Raw genomic sequence first — 22,130 nt, forward strand, 5'->3', positions numbered from 1 at the left:
TGATGGTTTCACATTTACACCTCTTTTCGCACAGGTGGTCTGGTATCAAAGGCATGGAGCAGTTCTTCAAATACAGGGTGGAACTGTATCACACCGACACGACCATATAAATCACTGATAAGGCATTGCCCGTTTTCCAAATCACGCAATCGCTTCTGATTGTTTTCGTCCTCTGGGTCTACACCAAAAAAGGCTAAGGTCTTTTTAATCTCGTTAAGGTCAGTGGAACGAAATGCAAATTTTAAGCCGAGGTTATTTTTCAGTTTTTCATCTAAGAGGTCGTCTGTATTTTGGGTCACGAAATATACCCCAGCGTTCATAGCACGACCAGCCCGAACCAGCTTCATAGATAGTGTTTTTCCTTGTGCTACCTGTAAAAAGCTCCATGCTTCGTCTAAATCTACAATCTTGAAAATGCTTCGGTCTGTATGGATAAAGTCTAAAGCAAAGGTACTAATGACAATCAGCATAGCAACGGATAAAAGCTCCATAGTGGTATATTCCTCAAAGGAAGTTTCCTTGTCGGGAAGTACCAAGTCCGCAACCTGTATAATGTTCAGTTGTTTTTCTAAGCTGATAGACTGCTCCACATAACCATTACTGAATAATAAATGTGCAAAGTCATAGTCTGTAAAACTTTCGATATGGTCGGCTATACTGGTACTTAGTGGCGTATTCTCAACCCGTAATTCCTCAATCACTTTCATCAACCCTCGTACTTCACTATTGGTTACTGCACGAATGGCTTTTCTAAGGATTGGGAAGCGTTCCCCATCACGAGAGGAAATCCCCGTAAGGAATGTCAGAATATCAATAGCCAGTGATTCAGAATCTTTGGGATTTTTCATAATCACATAAGGGTCAAGTAAGCCTTTGTTTTTCTCATCAGAAGTCAGAGTGACGATATTGATTTCATGGGAAATCTCTGGCAAGGTTTCTTTCCATCTGCCACGTTCTGCTTTTGGGTCTACAATCACTGCTTGTGCCCCATAAAGCACCGCATAATAGACGATAAGGTTATTCGCAAAGGATTTACCACCACCCAGCGAACCAACAAAAGCCGACGCTAACGCATTGGTTACTGAACCCTTAACCCCTTGACTGGCAAGAGCAGGTTTCAGATAGACATTGCGTCCAGTATCTAAGCTGTAGCCAACATAAATCCCCTCATTTTCCCCCAGCATTTGAGTAGCACCAAAACCTAAACCAGCGAGGAAATCAGAGGTCACGTATTGAATATAATCATTCATATAACGCTTGCTGGCAGGTAAAAATTCTTCATGTAAGCCGAGCATATCCCCAAATGGTCGTACCAGTTTTACGCTTAAATCGTCATAAAAATCTTTCACTTCATTACAACGACGTTTGAGTTCGTCAAGATCATTTGCTGATACCCTTACCACATAAGACAGCTTGTACATAGATTCCTTGCTTTGGTCTAAATTGGTTTCCAGCTCATTCACACTTTCCAGAGCTTCCGCCACATTGGAGCTGGTTTCATTATCACTTTGCCAAGCGTGGTTATCCAAGTCTTTCAGTTCTTTCTTTTTATTGCGGACAGTAGATAGGGCTTTACGATTCGCTACAATTTCCACATTCATTGACGTATCAATCGGGAATGTAAATTGCTGTTGCTGGTAGTAGAAGATTTCAGAGGACGGGAAGTCCAGTTCTCCGACAATGCTGTTAATGGTAAAGTAAGCTACATAGACGGTTTCATCTTCCTGCTGGATTTTCAAATATCGCTGTTTTTCTTCCACCAAACAGCGAGTAGGCTTAATCAAGTCATAGTATTTAATCAGCGTTTCATTATCCAGCTTTTTCTTTGATAGATGGTACTCATACTCTTCATAGGCAGTGCCTGTCTGTCCGTAAAGGTGTTCAATCAGATAGCCGAAGTCGTCCTTATCTAACCTGCGGATTTTGAAACGACGAGAGATTTTATTTTCTAAGAGCTTTTCCATCTTCTGAAAACGCAGGATTTCATCATTACTCATACTAACAAAATCGCCCATCAGCTTATGGTTCACATCATAGACAAAATCAGACAAAGCATTTTTTGCTTCAACGGTAAGACTTTTCATAGAAAACTCCTGATCGTTGAGAAGCAACTTAAAGCCGATAAAGAAACGGTAGTTCACTTGATTTTCGCCAATCATGGATATTAAAGCGTCTGTCTGTTGGTCGATTTTGTCATAGGCAACCGCTTTGAGCTTGCCAGTGACTTCATTTTTGGAACGCTCTTGTGCAGAACGTATGCTGGATTCTGTACTGATTTGTAAAGCATGAATTTTGCCATCACGATTTTGTGCGATAAGCTGTCTGAAAGAATCATGCACTTGTATTTTCTGTTCTGGACTTAGAAATGAGTAATTGTAAGGAACAAGCTCATAGTAAGCATAACATTCCCCGTCTTTATTCCAGACGAGATTGTTTTCAATGTATTTAATTGGATATGCCATAAAATTCACTCCTAACTGCTGTAATGGCTTCTTGTGGCTGGTTTCTGCCAAGCGTTACTTTTTTTCCTGCATAGGTCAGCTTTGGTCGCAGTGCATAAGCAATGACAGACTTCAAAAATCCATAAGGCTTTTTACCATCAAAAGTTTTTGTAGACATAAACCATGTGAAAGCCACAGGAATCCCAAAGTATTTGAGAAATGCTCCCTCTATCATGGAAAGAGGGGGCAAGTTGCCAAGTATCATCACTGCAAAGAGTGACACGACAAACCATGTCATTTGCGTAAAGGTTATGGGAAACGGAAGTCTAAAATCATTGATAGAATACAGTACCTTTTCCACAGACCAGATACTGGTATAGCTTCGTATTTTCTTCATGTAATCAATCCTTTCATAAAAAATAGGGGTAGCTGATTGAGCCACCCCGTAAAATAGAAAATCTGCCAGTAGTAATGTACCGACAGATTTAATAGACGATTTCAAAAATCCCATGATTGGTTGAGATAAACGTTCCTGAAAGGTCTAAATCCCGACCATAGGCTTGATAATCAATATAGTTTTGAAGACTAGCTGGTACTTCGCCTAAAGCACCCGTTTCTTCAATGTAGTAGCGTGCCACGTCATACATATCATCACAATCGGAATGAATGATAATATCCTCTTGATGTTCGCTTAGTTCTTCAATGCTTGAAAAATGAGTGAGCAGAGCAGATAGCTCCGATTGTAATTCTTCGGGTAATTCCGATACCATTTCCCATAGTCGATTGAGTTCGCCAATGGAAGTGTATTCGTCAACCGTAAAGGGTAACTCGTAGTCATGAATGGCGTATTCCTCATATTCATCATTCAAGCCGATTTTCTCTTTGACTTCCTCAAAGTCAATGGGAAAGGTAAACCACGCACCGACCAATTCGCCCTCATTGTATTTGCCTAAATTCGCAATATAGACTTGCATATCGTCCATATATTCACGTCCTTTCTTTGTAGAGATTCAAAAATCCCTACCGCACTTCGTTTGGTGTACCATTCCTTTGCGGAACATAAGAAAACCACTTATATTCCACAAAAGAACGGTTTTATTTAAGCACCAATAATGCGATTGAATAGCTCTAGTAAAATGTCTTTTACTCCAGCAGCGTTGAAGACTAAGCCAACCGCAATAATCGCAATAATTAAAAAGCCAATCAGTTTGCTAAACTCACGCTTGAAGCCAAGATACAAGCCAATCACAACGATTGCTAAAAGCACCAGTGATTGAGCGTTTGATAGAAACCAGTTATAAAGGTTTTGTCCAAAATTCATAAAAATGTTCTCCTCTCTATATTCAATGAATTTGTATTTGAGTTATTTTTTTGTTGTTATCACGTCCTGTTCTTTTACTGACTGTTGCTTCAAAATCTGCTTGTGTCGGTCTGTCAGTTTCGCATGGTCGAGAATGTCTTTTACAACCTGCGTCTGGTTGATTTCATCAAGTTTAATCGCAACCTTTAAGGTCGGGGCAACTTGATGAGATAGCCAGTTCAGCGTCCTTTGGAAGGAGTAAGGCTCTGGTTTTGTGGTTAGTTTTAATCGTTCACGATTGTTCCCAATAAACCAAGCCCATTCTTCATTCAGTTTCCAATCAGAACGAGGTTTGGAATCGTCTTTATCTACAAAACGGATATACCGATTGATAATTTTAAAGGCGGTATGCTCTGGATTGTCATAGACGAGTAAATCACGGACTGCATAATAGGCACGCTCATTTTTCAATCGAATCTCAAAACGGTTTTTTACTTCTGCGTCTTCAATGGGAATATCATTTTTCTTGTACTGCTCGTAGTCCTTTTCATAGATACAGAAATAAACTTCACTTTGTAATGAACCGATATAGAGGGTGTTTCCCATACATTCCTTTTCCTCTTTGCGTACCAGTTCGCCACTGCGATAGCTTTTAAAACTGCGGAAGACGGAGATACATTCTTCCTGTTGGCACTTTTCAGTGAGTACAGGGATATTTAAAATCCCTGTCTTATCGTTAATGGCAAGGTCAAGGCGTTTCATCACACCGCCAGCCACCAAAACGTCCATAAAGAACTCATACCAGCTTCTTTGTTGTGCCAGAAGATAGCTTTCAAATTGTCTGCACCCACGACCTTTCAATTCCACCAGAACTCCTTTGTCCAGTTCATGGGAGCAAAGGACGAATATGTCGCCTAAAGCATAATGCTCTGAATAAGAATAGAAACCATAGTCCTCATGAAGAAAATAGGACAGTTTCAGTTGTAAGATGTTTTCGACCACCTGCTGTACGTCTGTTGTCGGAAAGCGAATTCTTACATAATCAAACAGCATTTCAAGGGGAGCGTCGGGATTGAAGCGTTCCAGAGCTTCCCAAAGGGACTGCTGTAAATCCTCTGATGGCTTGACTTTTCCTGTTTCAATATCGCTTAGATACTGCCTTGTAATACCAGTCGCAACAGCTAAACGGTTTTGAGATAGTCCATAAGCCAAGCGTTTTTCTTTTAAATGCTGTAACCAAGTTTGTTCATTCAGTAAAAATCCCTCCAATCAAAAAGGCGTATGTCAACTTTTAAAGCCCATTTGACATACGCTGAAATTTTGTAAATCCCTTGTAACCAAAGGATTTTCTAATGTTTTTTTGACTGTTTCCTGTCGATTTGTACCCCCCTGTTAGATACGGGGGGTTAAGTGCTGGCGTGGCTATTGCCACACCAGCCAGCAAGATCAGTCCACACCTGCGACTTCCGCTTCGCACGTCGCCTGCGTGGACTGTCTGCTGTTGGATAACTTTTTAATTTCCTCCAAGAAATCATATCCTTTTGGTACAAGGGGAGTATAAAACTCTGATATGACACTTGTTCCTACATCAACATAGCCACGACCTTTGATTCGCTTTAAGAAGAAATCCTTTTGTACGTCACTGCCAAACATCATGCCATAGCCCATTTCAGACATACGACCTAAAGCCACTCTGAAATTAAACTGATCACGGATTCCGTCGCCTAAATATTTTGCGTCTGGACGTTGACAAGCCAGTATTAGAAAGAAGCCAGCTTGACGACCTAACATGACAATCTGTTTCAGCTTATTCATAACTGCGGTGTTTTCTTTTGTTCCCAGCATTTCCATGAAAGCGACGTATTCATCAAAGATTAAGAAGTGTGCCGGGAGACCTAAGTAAGCATAATTTTTGCCAGTCTTATAGTTCTTCATCTGCTTCATTTCCTCACTACGTTTCATCATTTCTTCATAGAATGTTTCAATGCAAGAAAGCAAGTCTTCTTTTCTATAGTAGACATTTGCCATCACAGAACCTAAGTCCGCAAGATCAGCATTTTTCGGGTCAAGAATATACAGTTTTGAATCTGTATGAAGCAAGGCTTCAATCAGTGTCAGTATAAAGTAAGTTTTACCGCCACCTGTACCACCAGCAATCAACATATGAGGGAGCTTATCATATTCCCACCATACGTTTTTCATTAAGCGAAGTTTACCATCTTTAGCTTCTACTTCATCAATAGAAATACGACTGGCTATGGTGTCATAGAGCAAAGTATATTCCACATAGGAATCCTTTAACTCTTTATCCGTCAGCTCACAGTACAAGCCACTCTCTAATTTCTTTTCCAAGTGTAAGAGTTGGTCTTGATATTTTCCCAGCGTGATTTCCACCCGTATCTGTATCAAGCCATTTTTAAGTCGATAATACATTTTAGGGAAGTAGGTTATCTTTTCCTTTGTACGACCAGCACTATCTTTAAAGAAACCCTCTGTTTTGACCTGTTCAGATTCATACCACTTGTTTTCAAGTATCATCTTTGCCAGTTTTTGACGGTGGTAAAGTTGTTTAACCGTATCATAGCGAACCCGTTTGAATACAAACGCTACCAGCAAGCAGATAAGAATTGCGACACTGAAACTGATAATTAAATAGGGAATGTCAATCTTATCTGCTTGTGATAGGTTAAAATCCTGCCAGTTGATCTGCTGGATTGTCTTCACATGAAACAGTCCGACAACCAGCAGGAAAACAGGCAGGAGTGACGCTATCGTAAAATGAAAGACTAAATCTTTACCAGATGGGCGAATCCTTTTACCACGCTGTTTCATGCGAAAAAGTCTCCTTTCTACCTAGCGACTATTTGTCTTGTGTCGGTTCTTTCTTTGCTTGTGGTTGAGCTTTGAATGAACTAGAATCCTTTGTCAGCACAATATCGTCTGCCTTGATATACCAGTCAACATCTGCTCCTTGATAGGTGGCAGTAGCAACGGTGTCCGCAATGGGATTGATAAGTTCCACCCGTGCGTTATAATCAAACTCTTTCAAAGGCACGCTGGCAGGAATACTTACTTGAATCATGCGTCCTTGTCCTTTGGATTTTAAGTCATAGGTACGTTCCTTGATTTCATCTGAAACCGACCCGTCTTCATTTTGGATTCTCACTTCACGACGTAGAGCAGAGAATTTCAATTCTCCAAAAGTCGTGTCTTTATCTAATACAATGCCATTTGCTAATCTCATCATTTTTCCTCTCTTTCTTTATTCTTTTATCATGTCGTCAGCATGTAAAAGGTAATTTGTAAAACCACGAGTGCCGATTTTGTAGCCCTCTGCGGTAATACGTGGATTGACTAACTTCACACGTTCCTCAAAGCCGAAATGTTTTTCGCCAGCTTCAGCAGGAAGCACCACCACAATATCATCTGCTCTTTGAACATCAGAATAGAGATTATAGCTTCTTGATAAGACAGTTAGCCGTCCGTTGATTCTTCGCTGAACGACTTTATCCTCGCCAGCAAATTCTAAATTGCCGAATGTTTTTTCCATGTTGGGAATCACAAATTTAAGTTCCATATTTTTACCTATCCTTTCTTTTTTATTGGCTGAATGAATGTTTGATGGTCTTAAAGAGTGGGGAACGACCTTTTGATTCTTGATTTTTTGTTTTCATAAGTTCACTTCCTTTCAAAATCGGGTAAAAAAATAGACACCTCATTTTTTGAAGTGTCTACCTATTAAATATTCAAATTTTATTGGAAGTATCTTTATATCTTCACTTTTCAAGGATAAATCGTCGTATCAAAGCTCATTCATAAGTAGTAAATTAGTAGTAAATTGAGTGGTTTTGACCTTGATAAAGTGTGATAAGTCCAGTTTTTATGCGGATAACTAGATTTTTATGCTATTTTTTTATATACAAAAAGTTAAAATTTGAATTCATGAAATACCGTATTATTTAAAAAAATATACGGTATTTTTTAGTGCACAATTCTAAGAAATGTTGTAGTAATCTGATAAAAGAAGAGGCTTCCATTAGCAAGCCTCTTACTTCTGCTATCTCCAATAATTTTACATCTAAAACTTATTTTAAAGTTTTAGCAAATTTATATGTTCTATCTAGAATATCTTCTGTTCCAAGCCATATATCTGGTTCTAAGCCTTTACCTTCTTCTATTTCAAATGAACTATAATTATAGGCCTTTGTGCCAAAAGCACATACTATTTTAGTATTAGGCAATAAAAAACCAAGTTTGTCCATAATCTTTGTGGTTCCTGAAGAGTTAGTACCTATAAAAATTACATTTTTTACTGTTCTAAGATAAATTAATAAGCTTTCAGCAGAAGATGGAACAGTATTATCAACTAAAACTAATAGATAGTTATCATTATCTAGAATCTCATCTACTTCAGTGTATGGGACAATACTATTCATCTTTTCTTTAGAGTAGAAATCAGATATTCTCTTAACTTCATTACTATATTCTTCTTCTGAACACAAACCAAGATCATATGTTGTTTTTATTTCATTTAGATACATCTCTTTTATAAATTCAGTATACTTAAAGAAAATAGTACCATTTATTCCTATTTTATAATTAAAATAAGTTTCAAACCACTTACGTGCCTCAAGATCACTACCTCCTGAGCATCCTCTTAGATCTAAAATATTTACTCTATTATTCTTAATAGACTTTGTTTTGTTTAAAATATCATCCGATATTTTTTTCATACTATTTAGTTTTATATAGCCAATACTGCTATCTTTTATACTAGCATTTTTAACTGTGTTACTAGACTGTTCCAAATTAATAGAGATTGTTTTCTTATGGTTATTGTTAGAAATCAGAACCTCTAGCTGTTTATTCTCTAAAGATAAAATTCCTAATTCATAAGATAGTACTCCATTTTTATTTAAAGTATAGCGAATGTAATTTTCAATATTTTTGTCTTTATTTATACTTTCTATCTTATATTTTTTATTCTCAAAGTTCATGTAATATTCTTGGCCATCTTTTATTATAGGGTGGTCATTATAATAATAAGTATATTTTTCTTTAAATACAGGATTTTCATTAATTCTAAAGTGGTTGTCTTTTATAAAACTTAAGTTATTTATCAAAATAGTTTCTAAATCTTTTACAAGCAAATTATCATGATTATTAATTTCTTTTAGAATGTTATTTTTAGCTTTAGTGAATATTTCATCGCCACCAAATATTTCATAACCACCATAGCCAAACTTAAGTGCCTTAAAAAGTAAGTTTATATCTTCTTTGGCATCCTTTTTTAATACTACATTATTATCATAGTTATAATAATTTCTTGCTATATTCATATTATCTTTTGTTATAAATAAAGAATACATCTCTTCTTGAGACATATTACAAGAAGGCAATTTTATGGATTCATAAATAGTGTTCTTTGCCTCTTTAGCTTCTAACAATCTCTCACTATTAACTTGCTGAACAAATTCATGATTCTTGTTACCTTTATAATTTAAAATAACAAATAAAAACAAAGTAACTATTAAAGCAAATAACATTGTTTTTTTATTCATCAACTACATCTCCTTATCTTATAAGATTATTATACTATTTTTAGAACTAACAATTTAAATATCTTAATTTAGATTTCATTTGTACTTATTACTTTAAGTAGGGAATATGAAATTGAGACTATAGGAATGTGACTTCGGATACAAAAACAGGAGAATAAGTTACTATATAAATAGACTGGAAAATTTGTAAAGATTAGATTTTCCTTATTAGAAAATTTATATAAGGGGTGTGTTTATGGAACTAAAAAAAGTGTGGGCACAAGAGCATAGTTTTGATGTGGACAATCAAAATAAATATTCACTCCACTTTTTTGCCTCTAATACTAAAAAAGTGTAAGGAAAAGATGGGCATAAAAAATAAAATCACACAATAAATGCAACATATAGTTTACATTTGATAATATATATATTACAATATGCAATATAAGGAGGGTGTATATGAAAAATAAGAGAATGAAAATAGCACGTATAGAGTGTGATATGAAACAAGAAGATTTAGCAAAGGCTGTAGGTGTAACAAGACAAACTATTGGATTAATTGAATCAGGAGATTATAACCCTACACTTAATCTTTGTGTATCAATATGTAAAGCACTTGGAAAAACATTAAATGATTTATTTTGGGAGGAATAGTAATGAAGAAAGAAATAGTTCAAGATGAAAGAGTTTTATCACAAAAAAGAAAGATTGGAAATGATGCCTTTCAAATAATTTTTTTAGGCTTATTTTTATCTATTTTTGTGCAATCATATATATTTAATGCTGATTTTTCACAATATGCAGTAGAGGTGATCCTACTTATAGTGGGTGCCTTGTATGTTATAGTAAGAAATATAACAGTTGGAAACAATATTTTTGAGTCTAATAACGTAAATCAAAGATTTGTAATTATAAATAGCATTATTTGTGGAATCATAGTAGTTGTTATAAATACCACTCTTAATTATATTAAATTTAAAGATTTATTTAAAAATGAGATGGGTGATATGTTAATTGCATCACTAATTACTTTTCTGTGTGCAACAGCTTCCACATTTGTAGTTCTTCAAGGATTATACTTTATAAATAAGAAAAAACAAATGAAAATAGATTCAAAGTTAGATGATGAAGAGGAGAAATAGTTAAATGAAAATTGAATAAAGCTATGCTAATTTAGATATGGAAAGTGTGGTTATAGGGGTGTATAATTGCATTATTATATAAGCTATATGTTTACTAAGTTACTAAATAAATTAGAATGTGTGGAGGAGAAGACGTATGAAAATAGCAATTATCTATGATAGCATAACAGGAAATACAAAGAAGATAGCTGAAGAGATAAAAAAAGAAATAGATGAATCAAATCTTGTTTATTTTGGAGAACCAGAAAAAGAAATTGAAGCAGACTTGTATATTGTAGGTTCCTGGACAGATAAAGGAATGTGTTCAAAAAAGATTACAGAATTTTTAAAGCAATTAAAAAATAAAAAAATTGCTTATTTTGGAACAGCTGGCTTTGGAGGTTCAATTGAATATTATGAAAAACTATATAATCGTGTAAAAGAAATAATAGACAGTAGCAATACTATACTAGGATATTTTTATTGCCAAGGTAAAATGCCAATGAGTATTCGTGATAGATATGTGAAGCTAATTACTGAAAATCCTGAAGATAAGAATATACAAGTATCTATAGAAAATTTTGATGAAGCGCTAATGCATCCAAATTATGAGGATATAATTAACGTTAAAAAGTGGATAGAAGGTATAATAAATTAATATAAAAAAGCATTTTCTAAAACCTTAGAAAATGCTTTTTATTTTTAAGTATCTATTCTATTATTTTCTTTTTAGCTTTTTTACTAAATGAAAATATTGCTAATCCTCCAGATGCAACTAATATATAAAATAATAAATTTGTCTTAGAAGTATCCCCTGTTTTAGGAATATCAGGAGTTTCAGTACCTGATCCATTATTAGTGTTGTTGTTATCATTATTTGGCTTGTCAGAAATTACAGGATCAGCAGGCTTAATAGGGGTAAGTGGAATTTCTTCATTTGAATTACGTTCTTTAATTGTTAAGTTTACAGCCTTCCTATCAAACTTATATTCTTCACTTGCTAATGGAACCATTGGACTATTTGGATCTTCTGGGTTTGAGCTTTCTAACTGCATGTTCTTTGGTAAAGCAGTATAATATAATGTATATTCACCAGCTGGTAACTTAGCTAAAGAATCTAAATCATTTTTTCCTGTACATAATAAGTCTACACTTGTAAGAGGATTATTAGATGTTGCAGTTTGCTCTTTTTTATTAAATTGTGGTTGGTCAGTTATTGAAAAGTCTACATCTCCATTTTCAGCAACTACATTTTCTAATATAGCATCTGTTTCACCTTCATAAATTGTTAAGTCTTTATATCCACTTAATCTAGGAGCATCTTTATAATATGCTTCTGCATCAGCTTTTTGTTGTGGTGTTTGAGCATAGTATACATAATCAATTGCAAATTTAGTACCAGCTAAGCCTTCTGAAATTTCTCCTGGCCAAGCTCCTCCCATTGCTAAATTAAATTGAATATATTGTGGTCTATCTAAACATTTTCTTGCAATTTCATCATTTGAATAATCAATTGATGAAACTATTTTATCATCAACATAGAAATCTAACTTTCCTTTTGACCAATCAATTCCAAAGATATGATAGTCATCATAAAAGTCTTCATCTATTGTATAGCTTGTCCCTAAAAGTTTATGGTCAGTATTTGAATCTGGTTTATTTGATGTATGAATAGTTTGATATACAGTTTTGTTACCAGCTTGATTTTCTTCAGAACCTATTAGTTCCATGATGTCTATTTCTCCACAACGTGCCCATCCATATCCTTGCTTAGAACTTACGTCACCATCTAATGTAAAATCAGATCCAAGTGTCCAAAAGGCAGGGAACACAGATTTACCTTTAGGAAGTTTAGCTTTCATTTCAATACGTCCATATAAAAATTCTTGCTTACCATGAGTTCTAACACTTCCAGAATCATAAATTACTTTTCTATCATTATTTCTAGGGTTATTATATTGTAATTCTTTAGGTCTGTCTGTTGCTTTTAAAACTAATTCTCCATTGTCTCCGTTCTTTCTTATAGAAACATTTTCTGGATCATTAACATAATGTTGTTGCTCAATTCCTCTAATAGAACCTAATTCATATTCCCAATTAGATAAATTTAAATTTTCATCATTAAAGTCATCAGCCCATACAAAATCATAATTTTCTTTATCAATAGAAGTCTTATATTCAACGCTTACATCATCAATATATGCTTCTGAATCTTTTAATGAAGCTGAAGCGTTATCTTCCCAACGTCCAATACCTACTGCATATTTTGTTGTTGAATCTGTTGTAAATTCTAAAGAAACTTCTTGCCATTCATTATTTATTGCTGTTACTTTTTTATCTATAAAATACTTAGCTTCAGAACTTCCTCCTTTTTTTACATCTAAAGTTACATAGCTATTTTTATCATCACTTAAAACCTTAACTTTTGCTTTTAATATATATGTTGTATTTGGTTTTAATGTAACGTCTTGCCATATATGTCCATTAGCATGAGGATCTGTAGTTTTTCCTAGTTTTCCATATTTGTTATTATCCTTGTCTGTTATAACAGAACTATTTTGTCCTACTATATTCCAATAGTTATTTTCTTCTTGAAAATTACCATTCTTAATGAAGTTACTATTTTGTAAGTCTGCTAGTTCATATTGATGTTTTACTGTTGATGCTGATACTTCTTTAAGTGGTATATTTGTAATTAATCCTCCAACAATACCTGATAGAACTAATAAAGATAATGCTTTTTTATGTTTCTTCATAGTTAATCTCCTTTAAGCCATAGAATTTGTTAATATTGTAGTAAAAGTATCTTTTTATTAATAATATTTTATAATTTTTATTAATAAAATTCATTAAAAAACGCGTTAATTAATTATTTTATATAACCAATTATAAAGTATGAATGGTTATATGTAAACCTATTCTTTTAAAAAATATGTTAATTTTTATAAAAAAGCATTAATATTTGCTTTATCAGTGGGAAACAGTGACTAGAATATGCAATAGAAAAATAGCATAGATAAAGAAGAGGTTTTAATAAAATGAAAAAGATAAAAAAGTTTCAATTATTATTTTATTGATTAGTATAGGGATATTAGCATTTTATTTCATTCCAATAAGAATAACGCCAAAGGTTTCTTTAACAAGTGAAGATATTAGTATAAAAGTTGAAAGGACTAGTGGAAATACAGGACCAGTTTTTAAAGTTGGTGAATATGAAACAATAACTATATTTATTGCATTCATAGCTGCATTAGCATCTGCATTTATGTTAATTATTATATTCCTAGATAGATGAGTAAGAAAAATTATTAAAGCAATTAAGAATTAATTAAAGCTATTTTATAGCAAGTTTAAATTTGTTGAGTAGATAAAATAAACATGAAGTTAAGTATTCTTGCGTTTAGGACTGTGGTATAATTACTCAAAAGTAACCAATTAATTCAAGTTTGGAGGGTTAGCTATGAGGAAATGTTTAAGATGTGGTGAAACAATGAGTGAAGGTTATATGTTAAAGACAGAGAATATTACTGCACAAGCATCAGTTATGTTAGGTAAAGGAACTGGAATTTTTTCTGATACAAAGGGAAAAGTGAAGGCTGCTGTATGTAGTAATTGTGGAGAAATATCTCTTTATTTTGATAAAGTAGAGAAGATAGAATAGGAGATAAGAAAAAGAGGATTGCAATAAGTTGCGATCCTCTTTTTTATATAGTCATTTAAAACCTATAAATTATGATTTTAACATTTTTTATTTTTTTGATGACTTTTTCTATATTTTGAGGCTGACATAGAAAAGTGTTTAGAAAAAATTTTAGAAAACAATAAGGGATCACTGTAGCCAACCTTATTTGCAATTTCTGCTATAGATAAACTGGTTTCTTTTAATAATATGGATGACTTATACATTCTAATATTAATTAAATAACTTTGAGTAGATTCACCAAGATGTTTAATAAACATCTTATATAAATAACTTCTACTTAAGTTTACATGATCAGCTACCTCTTGTACTGTTATTGGATTCATATAATTATTATTTATAAATGTAGTAGCCTCTTGGATATAAGTATGAGTTAGATTGTTATTATATTTAAAAGCCTTAGGAAATTCTGATGATATATAATATAAAAGTAGATGTAATTTACTTAATAGTAGTATATCATCAGAGGACGTTTGATCATATTCCTTTGAAATATTACACATATCAATTATCAGATTGGGAATTTTAGATTTTTTACTAAAGTTAATAACGCATGAATCTATAATTGAAGTTCTTTTTAGATATTCATTTAAACTTTGTCCGCTAAATCCTATCCAATAATACTTCCAAGGATCATCAATAGAAGGGATATATTCTACATTCATATCTTTTAATAGAATAAAACCATCCCCCTTTTTTAATGTATAAATTTTATCATTAATCTTAAAGGTTCCGCTACCTTTTGAAATATAATGTATAACAGCATTTTTTTCTACTTTATAATTATAACCAGCTCCAGGGGTGCCTTGTTCAATTCCACATTCATCTAAATTTGCTTCAAAGTTATTACTTTTATATTTATTCCATAAAATTTGCATCTTTTTACCTCTGTCAGATATTTTGGAAACATTATAACATATTTTAGCGCTATAATTCTATGTAAACGTAAATATTTATCAATTATAATATAAATGTATTTAAGTAAGCGCTTTCTTAAAACAAAAATATATGTTTATGATGACTTTTCATAATCTATATATTTGAAGAAAGGTGGGTAAAGGTGTTATTAAATTCATATCATGAAAATATTTCTTTTTTACATGTAAATATGATGCCTAGACGAAGTTATTATGTTCCATTTGAAAGTGTTAATGAAGCACTTAAAGAGATTAGTAGAGATAATCAAAAGAGTTTTAAATCACTAAATGGTACTTGGAAGTTTAAGTACTTCAATAGCTTAGGAAATATTAATATTGATAATCTTTTAAATAATAAAAATGAAAGTTTTGACTTAATAAAAGTTCCTTCTCTTTGGCAAATGGAGGGGTATGATAATCATCAGTATACAAATGTTAAATATCCTATCGGTTTTAATCCGCCATTTGTGCCAAGCAATAATCCATGTGGGTTTTATATAAGGGATTTTGAAATAGATGATTTCTCTAAGGATAAGGATTACCACTTGAACTTTGAAGGAGTAGATTCATGCTTTTATATTTGGTTAAATGGTAAGTTTATTGGATATAGCCAGATTTCTCATAGTATTTCAGAGTTTGATATAACACAAGAAATATTAGAAGGAAAAAATACAATAGCAGTACTTGTTTTAAAGTGGTGTGATGGTACTTATTTTGAGGATCAGGACAAGTTTAGAATGTCTGGTATTTTTAGAGATGTATATATTTTGGAGAGAGCTAAGTCAAGAATTGTAGATTATAAAATAGATACTGATATTAACTTAGAAAATAAAATAGGATTTTTAAATTTCAAAGTTACAGACAAGGTAAATAATCCTAATATTACTTATAGTTTATTAAATCCTAAAGGTGAAGTTATTCAGTCAGGCCTTATAAATAATGATTCTGTTACTTTAAAAATAGAGGATGTTGAACTTTGGAATCCTGAAGAACCATTATTATACACTTTATTAATTAAGACAGAGGATGAAGTTATTAAAGAAAAAGTTGGAATGAGAGTAATTTCAGTTGAAGATAGTGTTTTAAAGCTAAATGGAGTAAATGTGAAATTACGTGGTGTAAATCATCATGATAGCCATCCTTTAAATGGATATGTTATGACAGAAGAGGATTTACTTTTAGATTTAAGGCTAATGAAACAATATAACTTTAATTCAATTAGAACAGCTCATTATCCCAAATCACCAATTTTTTATGAAATGTGCGATGAGTATGGATTCCTAGTTATCAGTGAAGCAGATATTGAAACTCATGGTGTAGTTGAATTATATGGCCTTGGATATCTTGAAAACTATAATATGATAGCAAATGATCCTATTTATGAAAAAGTTATAGAAGATAGAATTGAGGCTTCTATTATTCCTTATAAAAATAGACCATGTATTTTTATGTGGTCAGTTGGTAATGAATCAGGTTTTGGGTGTAATTTTGAGAAAGGGTTAATAAGAGCTAGAGAGTTAGATAACACTAGGTTATTACATTATGAAGGTGCATTTTATGCTGATAAAAATAGAGAAAATGACTTTAGCAATATAGATGTTATAAGTAGAATGTATCCTAGCATTGATGAAATAAAGGAGTATTTCAACAAGGGGATAGATAAGCCATTTATATTATGTGAATATGCACATGCAATGGGAAATGGTCCTGGTGGATTAAAAGAATATGATGAATTAATTCAAGATCATAAAGAATTTGCAGGGGTCTATGTATGGGAATGGTGCGATCATGCTATAGATATGGGAAAAAGTAAAGATGGCAAAACAATGTATGGCTATGGTGGTGATTTTGGAGAAATATCTCATGATGGAAACTTCTGTGTTGATGGATTGGTATATCCAAATCGTGTTCCTCATACAGGACTTTTGGAATATCAAAACATTAATAGACCAATAAGGCTAATTGAGGTAGATGAAGTTAATAAAAAAGTTAAGCTTAAAAATACGATGGATTTCAAGGATATAGGTAACTTTTTAAAGGTTAAATATAAGCTTTTTTCTGATGGAAATGTTATTAGTGACAAAGAATTGCTTATTGATACTTTAAAATCTAAGGAAGAAAAATGGTATTCTTTAGATTTGCCAGAAATACCAAATACAATTGTAACTATATTATTTGAATACATTGTAAAAGCTGATTTTCTATTATATAAAGAAGGCTTGAAATTAGGACATGACCAAATAGTTTGGTCAAATAATGTGAAAAGTCTTAAATCTTTTGAAAGTATTACAGAAGTAAAAAGTTGTGAAGAAGTATTTATAGTGAATGAAAGTGCAGAAGAAATAAATATAGTCAATGGAGATTTTAACTATATTTATGATAGAAACACTGCATTATTCAAATTAATAGAAAATAAAAAATGTAGATTTATTGAAGATTCTATGAAGTTTAAAGTATGGCGTGCTCCTACTGACAATGATAGGAAAATAAAATTTCAGTGGATAGAAGCTGGCTTTAATAACTTAGAGTCAAGAGTATACAAAACTACAATAGAAAATAAAGAAAGTTCTATAACAATTACCAGTCATTTGAGTTTGATTCCTATATACCGTGAGAAAGTATTAGATATTGTAATTAAGTGGATTATATTACCAAATGGTTTGATAAAATCTGAGATTGATGCAGTTAAAAATGTTAATTCACCTTTCTTACCAAGGTTTGGAGTTGAAATTAAATTAGATAAATCTTATGAGAATTTAAGTTATTTTGGGTTAGGACCTTATGAGAATTATCAAGATAAACATTATGCTAGTTATTTAGGAAGATTTAATTCAAGTGTTTCAAAAATCCATGAAGACTATATTCGTCCACAGGAAAATGGAAGCAGAAGTTTATGTAAAGAAGTTGAAATCTATAATGAAAATTCAAGTATTTATGTAGCGTCACAGGATGATTTCAGTTTTAATGTATCTCATTTTTCAACTGAAGAATTAACAAATAAAAAGCATAACTTTGAATTAGTTGAAGATGATGCAACCTATTTAATAATTGACTACAAACAAAGTGGAATTGGGTCTAATAGCTGTGGTCCAGAATTAGATCATAAATACAGATTAAATGAAAAATCTATGAAGTTTAATTTCTATTTAAAGTTTGAAGAAAGGTAACAGGAGGGATTTAAATGGCACGACTTGGAATTTCTATATATCCAGAACATTCAACAAAGGAAAAGGATATTGAATACATTCGTTTAGCTGGAAAATATGGATTTAAAAGAGTTTTTACATGTCTATTAAGTATAGGAAAAAAGACAAGAGAAGAGCTTATAGATGAATTTAGAGAATTAATTGATGTTGCACATGAAGAGGGCATGGAAGTAATTCTTGATGTTAATCCAGTAGTTTTTAAAGATCTTGGTGTATCTTATGATGATTTATCTTTATTTAGTGAGATACATGCAGATGGAATAAGATTAGATGAAGGTTTTGATGGAGTAAAAGAAAGTCTTATGACATATAACCAAGGTGGTTTAAAAATAGAGCTAAATGCAAGTGGGGGTAGTGGGTACTTAGATAATGTAATGAGTAATTTTCCAAACAAAGATAAGGTTATTACTTGTCACAATTTTTACCCACAAAGATATACAGGTTTAAGTTTAGAGCACTTTAATAATTGTAATAAAGCAATGAAAGAGTATGGGTTACATACAGCAGCTTTTGTATCTAGTAATAATAATGATACATTTGGGCCTTGGCCAGTAAGGGAAGGGTTATGTACTTTAGAAATGCATCGTGATTTGCCTATAGATTTACAAGTAAGACATCTATTTGCTACTAGAATGATTGATGATGTTATGATAGGAAATGCTTATGCTTCAGAAGAAGAATTAGAAGCATGTTCAAAAATTAATCCTGGAATTTTAACATTTGGAATTGAGTTAGATAAAGAATTAACTGAAGTAGAATATGAAATTTTATATTACAAGGAAAATCATGCAAATAGAGGAGACGTTAGTGAATATATGGCTCGTTCTAGTGCTCCAAGAGGAACATTTGCTAATGAATCTATTCAAAAAGCAAATGCTGTGGATATGAAAAGAGGAGACGTTGTTATATTAAATGATGAATATTCAAGATATAAAGGTGAGCTTCACATTGTACTAAAAGATATGCCTAATGATGGAAGAAAGAATGTAATTGGGCATATACCAAAGGAAGAATTATTTTTACTTAATTATATGGAACCTAGAAAAATATTTACATTCAAGAAAAACTTATAAAGAAAGTGAGAGGGTAGAATGAAAAAAATATATTTATTTTGTAGTGCAGGAATGTCAACTAGTATGTTAGCTAATAATATGCAAAAGGTGGCTAATGAGCATAAGCTTCCACTAGAAATAAAAGCTTTTCCAGATGGGAAGATAGATGAAGTTGTTGAAGAAAAACATCCAGATGTAATTTTATTAGGTCCTCAAGTAAAGTATAGATATAAGGAAATTTCAAAACGTTATGAAAATAGTGGGATTCCAATTGAAGTAATTAATTCTGATGATTATGGAATGATGAATGGAGAAAAAATATTAAAACATGCTATAAAGCTTATAAAAAGTAATAAATAAAAAAGTGAGGTGATTATTAATGTTAGATAAATTAGAATCAATTTTTATGCCACTTGCTGAAAAGATTGGGAAAAATAAATACTTAATTTCTATTAGAGATGGATTTTTACTTACAACACCATTATTAATTATAGGATCATTCTTCTTACTTATTGCAAACTTCCCAATTAATAATTGGACAGAATTTTGGGCAAGATTTTTTGGAGAAAATTGGACAGCCTATATGGCTAAACCAACAAGTGCAACATTTGATATTATGGCTATCTTAGCTGTAGTTGGAATTGCATATTCTTTTTCAAGAGAATTAAATGTAGATAAATTATCAGGAGCTGCTGTAGCTGTAGTATCATGGTTTATATTAATGCCATATAAAGTTACAGATGGAAGTGTAACATTAAATGGAATTCCATTAGATTGGGTTGGTTCTAAAGGAATATTCATAGGAATAATAACTGCATTTGTATCAGTTCATATATACGCATGGGTAATTAAAAAAGGATGGATAATTAAAATGCCTAAAGGTGTTCCACCAGCAGTTACTCAATCATTTGCAGCGTTAGTTCCTTCAGCAGTAGTACTTGGAGTATTCTTTTTAGCTAATAGTTTAATAGCAATTACACCATATGATAACGCATTTAATTTTATATTTAAATTTTTACAACAACCACTTCTAGTGTTAGGAAATACATTAGGTGCAGTATTAGTTGCAATGGGATTCCAACATTTCTTCTGGTTCTTTGGAATAAATGGAGGTTCTATTGTTGGTAGTATAATGCAGCCTATATTAACACCGCTTTCAATGGAAAATTTATCAGCATTCCAAGCAGGAACTGCACTTCCAAATGTAATAAATCAACAGTTCTATGACTTGTTCACTACATTTGGAGGAGCTGGATCAACATTATCTATGTTAATTGCAATGATTATTGTATGTAGATCACAACGTATTAAAAACTTAAGTAAGATTTCAATTGTACCTGCATTATTTGGAATAAATGAACCTGTTATATTTGGATTACCTGTAGTATTAAATCCAACAATTTTAATTCCATTTTTATTAACACCACTTATAAATATTTTAATATCATATTTTTCAATGGTTAGTGGACTAGTTCCATTTACTAGCGGAGTAAGTATGCCATGGACAACTCCTGTTATTATATCTGGATTTTTAACAACTGGCTGGAGAGGAGCACTTCTTCAATTAATTCTTGTAATTTTAGGTGTATTCATTTATATGCCATTTGTAAAGATGATGGATAAGCAATATAAAAAGGAAGAATTACAGGCAAGTGAAAGCTCAGATGATGATATCTCTCTTGATGATTTATCATTTGACGATTTATAGGATGGGAAGTTAATTATGAAAGTTATAATGATATTAGATCAAGTTCAATCTGGATATGGAACAAAAAATGATAAAATGATTCCTCTTACTGGAACAAAGGAGATAATTGGACCAGGGGTAATTATGAAGCCTTATTTAAAAGAAATAGATGGTAATATAGTTGCAACACTTTATTGTGGAACTGGAACATATCTTGAAAATCCAGAGGAGGTTAGTCGTAAACTTTGTGGAATGGTTAAAAGGTTAAATCCGGATGTTGTAATATGTGGACCTTCATTAAGTTATGCAGATTCTGCTTCTATGTGTACAAAAGTAGCTTATGATATTGTAACAACAACTAGTACAAAAGCTTTAGCAGCAATTTCAGAAGATCGCTCAGAAGTAATTGATATGTATAATGATAAAATTACAATTATTAAGACACCTAATAAGGGAGAAAGTGGACTTAGAGAAGCTTTTAAGAATATTTGTAGTGTTGCAAAAAGATTAGTATATAGTAATGAAATAGAATAGATATAGAAAAAATAGGCTTGCAGTTACTTGCAAGCCTATTTTCCTTACCTTAAGTAGGAAGGGGATAGAATTTTATTTTTCTGTGAATTTGAGCTTGCGATGGAACAAGGAAAATAAATATCTATCCCATATTTTTTATTAAGCTACATTAAACTTGGTAACTTGTTTTTGTACTAACTGAGCTGAATACTTGCCAGTTAATGTACCATTCTTAGTAAGGAAAATATCTTTTTCTATGATGGTATCCATTAAAGTTGAAGCTTCAGCTTGAGTTAAGTTTTCCTTAACTCCTTCAATAGAGATAGTAGATTTATCTCCATTAGAAGTAGTGAAAGTCATTGATAAAGTAAACTCCATAACCTAGTTCCTCCCTTTCTTTAAGATTTAGAAATTACCCCTATTACTCTTGGTCGTTGTCAAGCAAGTTAGAGTCATTTAGGTAGTAGTTTCTAGTTGGATTCTTCATTACTGCTTTCACAGCATCTGCAACAGCATATACATTTTCAACAGCAGCATTTCCCTTAACTCCAGCAAAAGATTTCTTTCTATAAGTTGGAGCTCCGTTTTTGTCTGATCCATTTTCTACTTCAATAACTAAAGCAGAACTAGCTAAAACCTTAGTAATTGCCATA

23 protein-coding genes are annotated in these 22,130 nt (G+C 32.3%); 10 read left to right on the top strand and 13 right to left on the bottom strand.

The genetic code is table 11. The features are described 5' to 3' along the window. Window positions 1–14 precede the first annotated feature (14 nt). From tcpF to DR024_RS10130, 9 genes are all read right to left on the bottom strand, one after another. Window positions 15–2,462 carry a conjugal transfer ATPase TcpF gene (gene tcpF, locus DR024_RS10080; RefSeq protein WP_000331160.1) on the bottom strand — a complete coding sequence of 816 codons (2,448 nt, stop codon included), beginning with the start codon at window positions 2,460–2,462 and terminating at the stop codon, window positions 15–17. Beyond that, on the bottom strand, window positions 2,446–2,952 hold the full coding sequence (locus DR024_RS10085; protein WP_000506270.1) for a conjugal transfer protein: 507 nt from the start codon (window positions 2,950–2,952) through the stop codon (window positions 2,446–2,448). The genes tcpF and DR024_RS10085 overlap by 17 nt, the downstream gene beginning before the upstream one ends. Continuing rightward, entirely contained in the window at window positions 2,927–3,424 is a 498-nt protein-coding gene (locus tag DR024_RS10090) for an antirestriction protein ArdA (RefSeq protein WP_000342539.1), read from the bottom strand. The genes DR024_RS10085 and DR024_RS10090 overlap by 26 nt, the downstream gene beginning before the upstream one ends. 116 nt (window positions 3,425–3,540) lie before the next feature. Further along, on the bottom strand, window positions 3,541–3,762 hold the full coding sequence (locus DR024_RS10095) for a hypothetical protein (RefSeq protein ID WP_001009056.1): 222 nt from the start codon (window positions 3,760–3,762) through the stop codon (window positions 3,541–3,543). 42 nt (window positions 3,763–3,804) lie between these two features. Then, a complete protein-coding gene (gene mobT, locus DR024_RS10100; protein ID WP_191619837.1) occupies window positions 3,805–4,995 on the bottom strand; it encodes a MobT family relaxase in 1,191 nt (396 codons plus the stop codon). A gap of 192 nt (window positions 4,996–5,187) precedes the next feature. Then, window positions 5,188–6,573, bottom strand: a complete 1,386-nt coding sequence (locus DR024_RS10110; protein WP_000813488.1) for an FtsK/SpoIIIE domain-containing protein — start codon at window positions 6,571–6,573, stop codon at window positions 5,188–5,190. Between the two features lie 28 nt (window positions 6,574–6,601). Beyond that, window positions 6,602–6,985 carry a YdcP family protein gene (locus DR024_RS10115; RefSeq protein ID WP_001234286.1) on the bottom strand — a complete coding sequence of 128 codons (384 nt, stop codon included), beginning with the start codon at window positions 6,983–6,985 and terminating at the stop codon, window positions 6,602–6,604. An 18-nt stretch (window positions 6,986–7,003) separates the two neighbouring features. After that, a complete protein-coding gene (locus DR024_RS10120) occupies window positions 7,004–7,318 on the bottom strand; it encodes a YdcP family protein (RefSeq protein ID WP_000420682.1) in 315 nt (104 codons plus the stop codon). 508 nt (window positions 7,319–7,826) lie between these two features. Continuing rightward, window positions 7,827–9,302: a S41 family peptidase gene (locus DR024_RS10130; RefSeq protein WP_027098073.1), complete on the bottom strand. Its 1,476-nt coding sequence runs from the start codon at window positions 9,300–9,302 to the stop codon at window positions 7,827–7,829. A gap of 438 nt (window positions 9,303–9,740) precedes the next feature. On the opposite strand from DR024_RS10130, the gene DR024_RS10135 reads away from it, so the two are divergent. The 3 genes from DR024_RS10135 (at window position 9,741) to bilS (ending at window position 11,060) form a co-directional block, all read left to right on the top strand. Then, window positions 9,741–9,935, top strand: coding sequence for a helix-turn-helix transcriptional regulator (locus DR024_RS10135; RefSeq protein WP_027098072.1), 195 nt, complete (start codon window positions 9,741–9,743; stop codon window positions 9,933–9,935). 2 nt (window positions 9,936–9,937) lie between these two features. After that, entirely contained in the window at window positions 9,938–10,423 is a 486-nt protein-coding gene (locus tag DR024_RS10140; RefSeq protein ID WP_055255048.1) for a DUF6773 family protein, read from the top strand. A gap of 136 nt (window positions 10,424–10,559) precedes the next feature. Beyond that, the gene (gene bilS, locus DR024_RS10145) at window positions 10,560–11,060 is read left to right on the top strand and encodes a flavodoxin family protein BilS (RefSeq protein ID WP_027098070.1); all 501 of its coding nucleotides are present in this window, start codon (window positions 10,560–10,562) and stop codon (window positions 11,058–11,060) included. A gap of 52 nt (window positions 11,061–11,112) precedes the next feature. Here the strand turns inward: bilS and DR024_RS10150 are convergent, their stop codons facing one another. Next, a complete protein-coding gene (locus DR024_RS10150) occupies window positions 11,113–13,158 on the bottom strand; it encodes a family 16 glycosylhydrolase (RefSeq protein WP_111918678.1) in 2,046 nt (681 codons plus the stop codon). A 317-nt stretch (window positions 13,159–13,475) separates the two neighbouring features. On the opposite strand from DR024_RS10150, the gene DR024_RS10155 reads away from it, so the two are divergent. Further along, window positions 13,476–13,697: a hypothetical protein gene (locus DR024_RS10155; protein WP_027098069.1), complete on the top strand. Its 222-nt coding sequence runs from the start codon at window positions 13,476–13,478 to the stop codon at window positions 13,695–13,697. Between the two features lie 165 nt (window positions 13,698–13,862). Next, window positions 13,863–14,063: a hypothetical protein gene (locus DR024_RS10160; RefSeq protein ID WP_027098068.1), complete on the top strand. Its 201-nt coding sequence runs from the start codon at window positions 13,863–13,865 to the stop codon at window positions 14,061–14,063. Window positions 14,064–14,140: 77 nt separating this feature from the next. Here DR024_RS10160 and DR024_RS10165 read toward each other — a convergent pair whose 3' ends face one another. Continuing rightward, window positions 14,141–14,980: an AraC family transcriptional regulator gene (locus tag DR024_RS10165; protein ID WP_111918680.1), complete on the bottom strand. Its 840-nt coding sequence runs from the start codon at window positions 14,978–14,980 to the stop codon at window positions 14,141–14,143. A 182-nt stretch (window positions 14,981–15,162) separates the two neighbouring features. Here DR024_RS10165 and DR024_RS10170 point away from each other — a divergent pair, with 182 nt between their 5' ends. The 5 genes from DR024_RS10170 to DR024_RS10190 are packed head-to-tail and all read left to right on the top strand — an operon-like array spanning window position 15,163 to window position 21,498. Further along, a complete protein-coding gene (locus DR024_RS10170; protein ID WP_242966624.1) occupies window positions 15,163–18,186 on the top strand; it encodes a glycoside hydrolase family 2 TIM barrel-domain containing protein in 3,024 nt (1,007 codons plus the stop codon). Window positions 18,187–18,200: 14 nt separating this feature from the next. Continuing rightward, window positions 18,201–19,298, top strand: coding sequence for a DUF871 domain-containing protein (locus tag DR024_RS10175; RefSeq protein ID WP_027098066.1), 1,098 nt, complete (start codon window positions 18,201–18,203; stop codon window positions 19,296–19,298). 18 nt (window positions 19,299–19,316) lie between these two features. Further along, window positions 19,317–19,637, top strand: coding sequence for a PTS sugar transporter subunit IIB (locus DR024_RS10180; protein ID WP_027098065.1), 321 nt, complete (start codon window positions 19,317–19,319; stop codon window positions 19,635–19,637). A gap of 19 nt (window positions 19,638–19,656) precedes the next feature. Continuing rightward, window positions 19,657–20,985, top strand: a complete 1,329-nt coding sequence (celB, locus tag DR024_RS10185) for a PTS cellobiose transporter subunit IIC (RefSeq protein WP_027098064.1) — start codon at window positions 19,657–19,659, stop codon at window positions 20,983–20,985. A 15-nt stretch (window positions 20,986–21,000) separates the two neighbouring features. Then, window positions 21,001–21,498 carry a GrdB-related putative oxidoreductase gene (locus tag DR024_RS10190; RefSeq protein WP_111918682.1) on the top strand — a complete coding sequence of 166 codons (498 nt, stop codon included), beginning with the start codon at window positions 21,001–21,003 and terminating at the stop codon, window positions 21,496–21,498. Window positions 21,499–21,636: 138 nt separating this feature from the next. On the opposite strand, the gene DR024_RS10195 is transcribed toward DR024_RS10190, so the two are convergent. Continuing rightward, window positions 21,637–21,855, bottom strand: coding sequence for a DUF2922 domain-containing protein (locus DR024_RS10195; protein ID WP_055183723.1), 219 nt, complete (start codon window positions 21,853–21,855; stop codon window positions 21,637–21,639). A 43-nt stretch (window positions 21,856–21,898) separates the two neighbouring features. Continuing rightward, window positions 21,899–22,129, bottom strand: coding sequence for a DUF1659 domain-containing protein (locus DR024_RS10200; protein WP_027098061.1), 231 nt, complete (start codon window positions 22,127–22,129; stop codon window positions 21,899–21,901). Between the last annotated feature and the right edge of the window lies 1 nt (window position 22,130).

The sequence above is a fragment of the Clostridium paraputrificum genome (assembly GCF_900447045.1).
Classification (GTDB): Bacteria; Bacillota; Clostridia; order Clostridiales; family Clostridiaceae; genus Clostridium; species Clostridium paraputrificum.

Excerpts from the sequence above, each read along its gene's own strand:
- tcpF (WP_000331160.1), bottom strand. The coding sequence starts at position 2,462 with ATGGCATATCCAATTAAATACATTGAAAACAATCTCGTCTGGAATAAA.
- DR024_RS10085 (WP_000506270.1), bottom strand. The coding sequence starts at position 2,952 with ATGGGATTTTTGAAATCGTCTATTAAATCTGTCGGTACATTACTACTG.
- DR024_RS10090 (WP_000342539.1), bottom strand. The coding sequence starts at position 3,424 with ATGGACGATATGCAAGTCTATATTGCGAATTTAGGCAAATACAATGAG.
- DR024_RS10095 (WP_001009056.1), bottom strand. The coding sequence starts at position 3,762 with ATGAATTTTGGACAAAACCTTTATAACTGGTTTCTATCAAACGCTCAA.
- DR024_RS10110 (WP_000813488.1), bottom strand. The coding sequence starts at position 6,573 with ATGAAACAGCGTGGTAAAAGGATTCGCCCATCTGGTAAAGATTTAGTC.
- DR024_RS10115 (WP_001234286.1), bottom strand. The coding sequence starts at position 6,985 with ATGAGATTAGCAAATGGCATTGTATTAGATAAAGACACGACTTTTGGA.
- DR024_RS10120 (WP_000420682.1), bottom strand. The coding sequence starts at position 7,318 with ATGGAACTTAAATTTGTGATTCCCAACATGGAAAAAACATTCGGCAAT.
- DR024_RS10130 (WP_027098073.1), bottom strand. The coding sequence starts at position 9,302 with ATGAATAAAAAAACAATGTTATTTGCTTTAATAGTTACTTTGTTTTTA.
- DR024_RS10135 (WP_027098072.1), top strand. The coding sequence starts at position 9,741 with ATGAAAAATAAGAGAATGAAAATAGCACGTATAGAGTGTGATATGAAA.
- DR024_RS10140 (WP_055255048.1), top strand. The coding sequence starts at position 9,938 with ATGAAGAAAGAAATAGTTCAAGATGAAAGAGTTTTATCACAAAAAAGA.
- bilS (WP_027098070.1), top strand. The coding sequence starts at position 10,560 with ATGAAAATAGCAATTATCTATGATAGCATAACAGGAAATACAAAGAAG.
- DR024_RS10150 (WP_111918678.1), bottom strand. The coding sequence starts at position 13,158 with ATGAAGAAACATAAAAAAGCATTATCTTTATTAGTTCTATCAGGTATT.
- DR024_RS10160 (WP_027098068.1), top strand. The coding sequence starts at position 13,863 with ATGAGGAAATGTTTAAGATGTGGTGAAACAATGAGTGAAGGTTATATG.
- DR024_RS10165 (WP_111918680.1), bottom strand. The coding sequence starts at position 14,980 with ATGCAAATTTTATGGAATAAATATAAAAGTAATAACTTTGAAGCAAAT.
- DR024_RS10175 (WP_027098066.1), top strand. The coding sequence starts at position 18,201 with ATGGCACGACTTGGAATTTCTATATATCCAGAACATTCAACAAAGGAA.
- DR024_RS10180 (WP_027098065.1), top strand. The coding sequence starts at position 19,317 with ATGAAAAAAATATATTTATTTTGTAGTGCAGGAATGTCAACTAGTATG.
- celB (WP_027098064.1), top strand. The coding sequence starts at position 19,657 with ATGTTAGATAAATTAGAATCAATTTTTATGCCACTTGCTGAAAAGATT.
- DR024_RS10190 (WP_111918682.1), top strand. The coding sequence starts at position 21,001 with ATGAAAGTTATAATGATATTAGATCAAGTTCAATCTGGATATGGAACA.
- DR024_RS10195 (WP_055183723.1), bottom strand. The coding sequence starts at position 21,855 with ATGGAGTTTACTTTATCAATGACTTTCACTACTTCTAATGGAGATAAA.
- DR024_RS10200 (WP_027098061.1), bottom strand. The coding sequence starts at position 22,129 with ATGGCAATTACTAAGGTTTTAGCTAGTTCTGCTTTAGTTATTGAAGTA.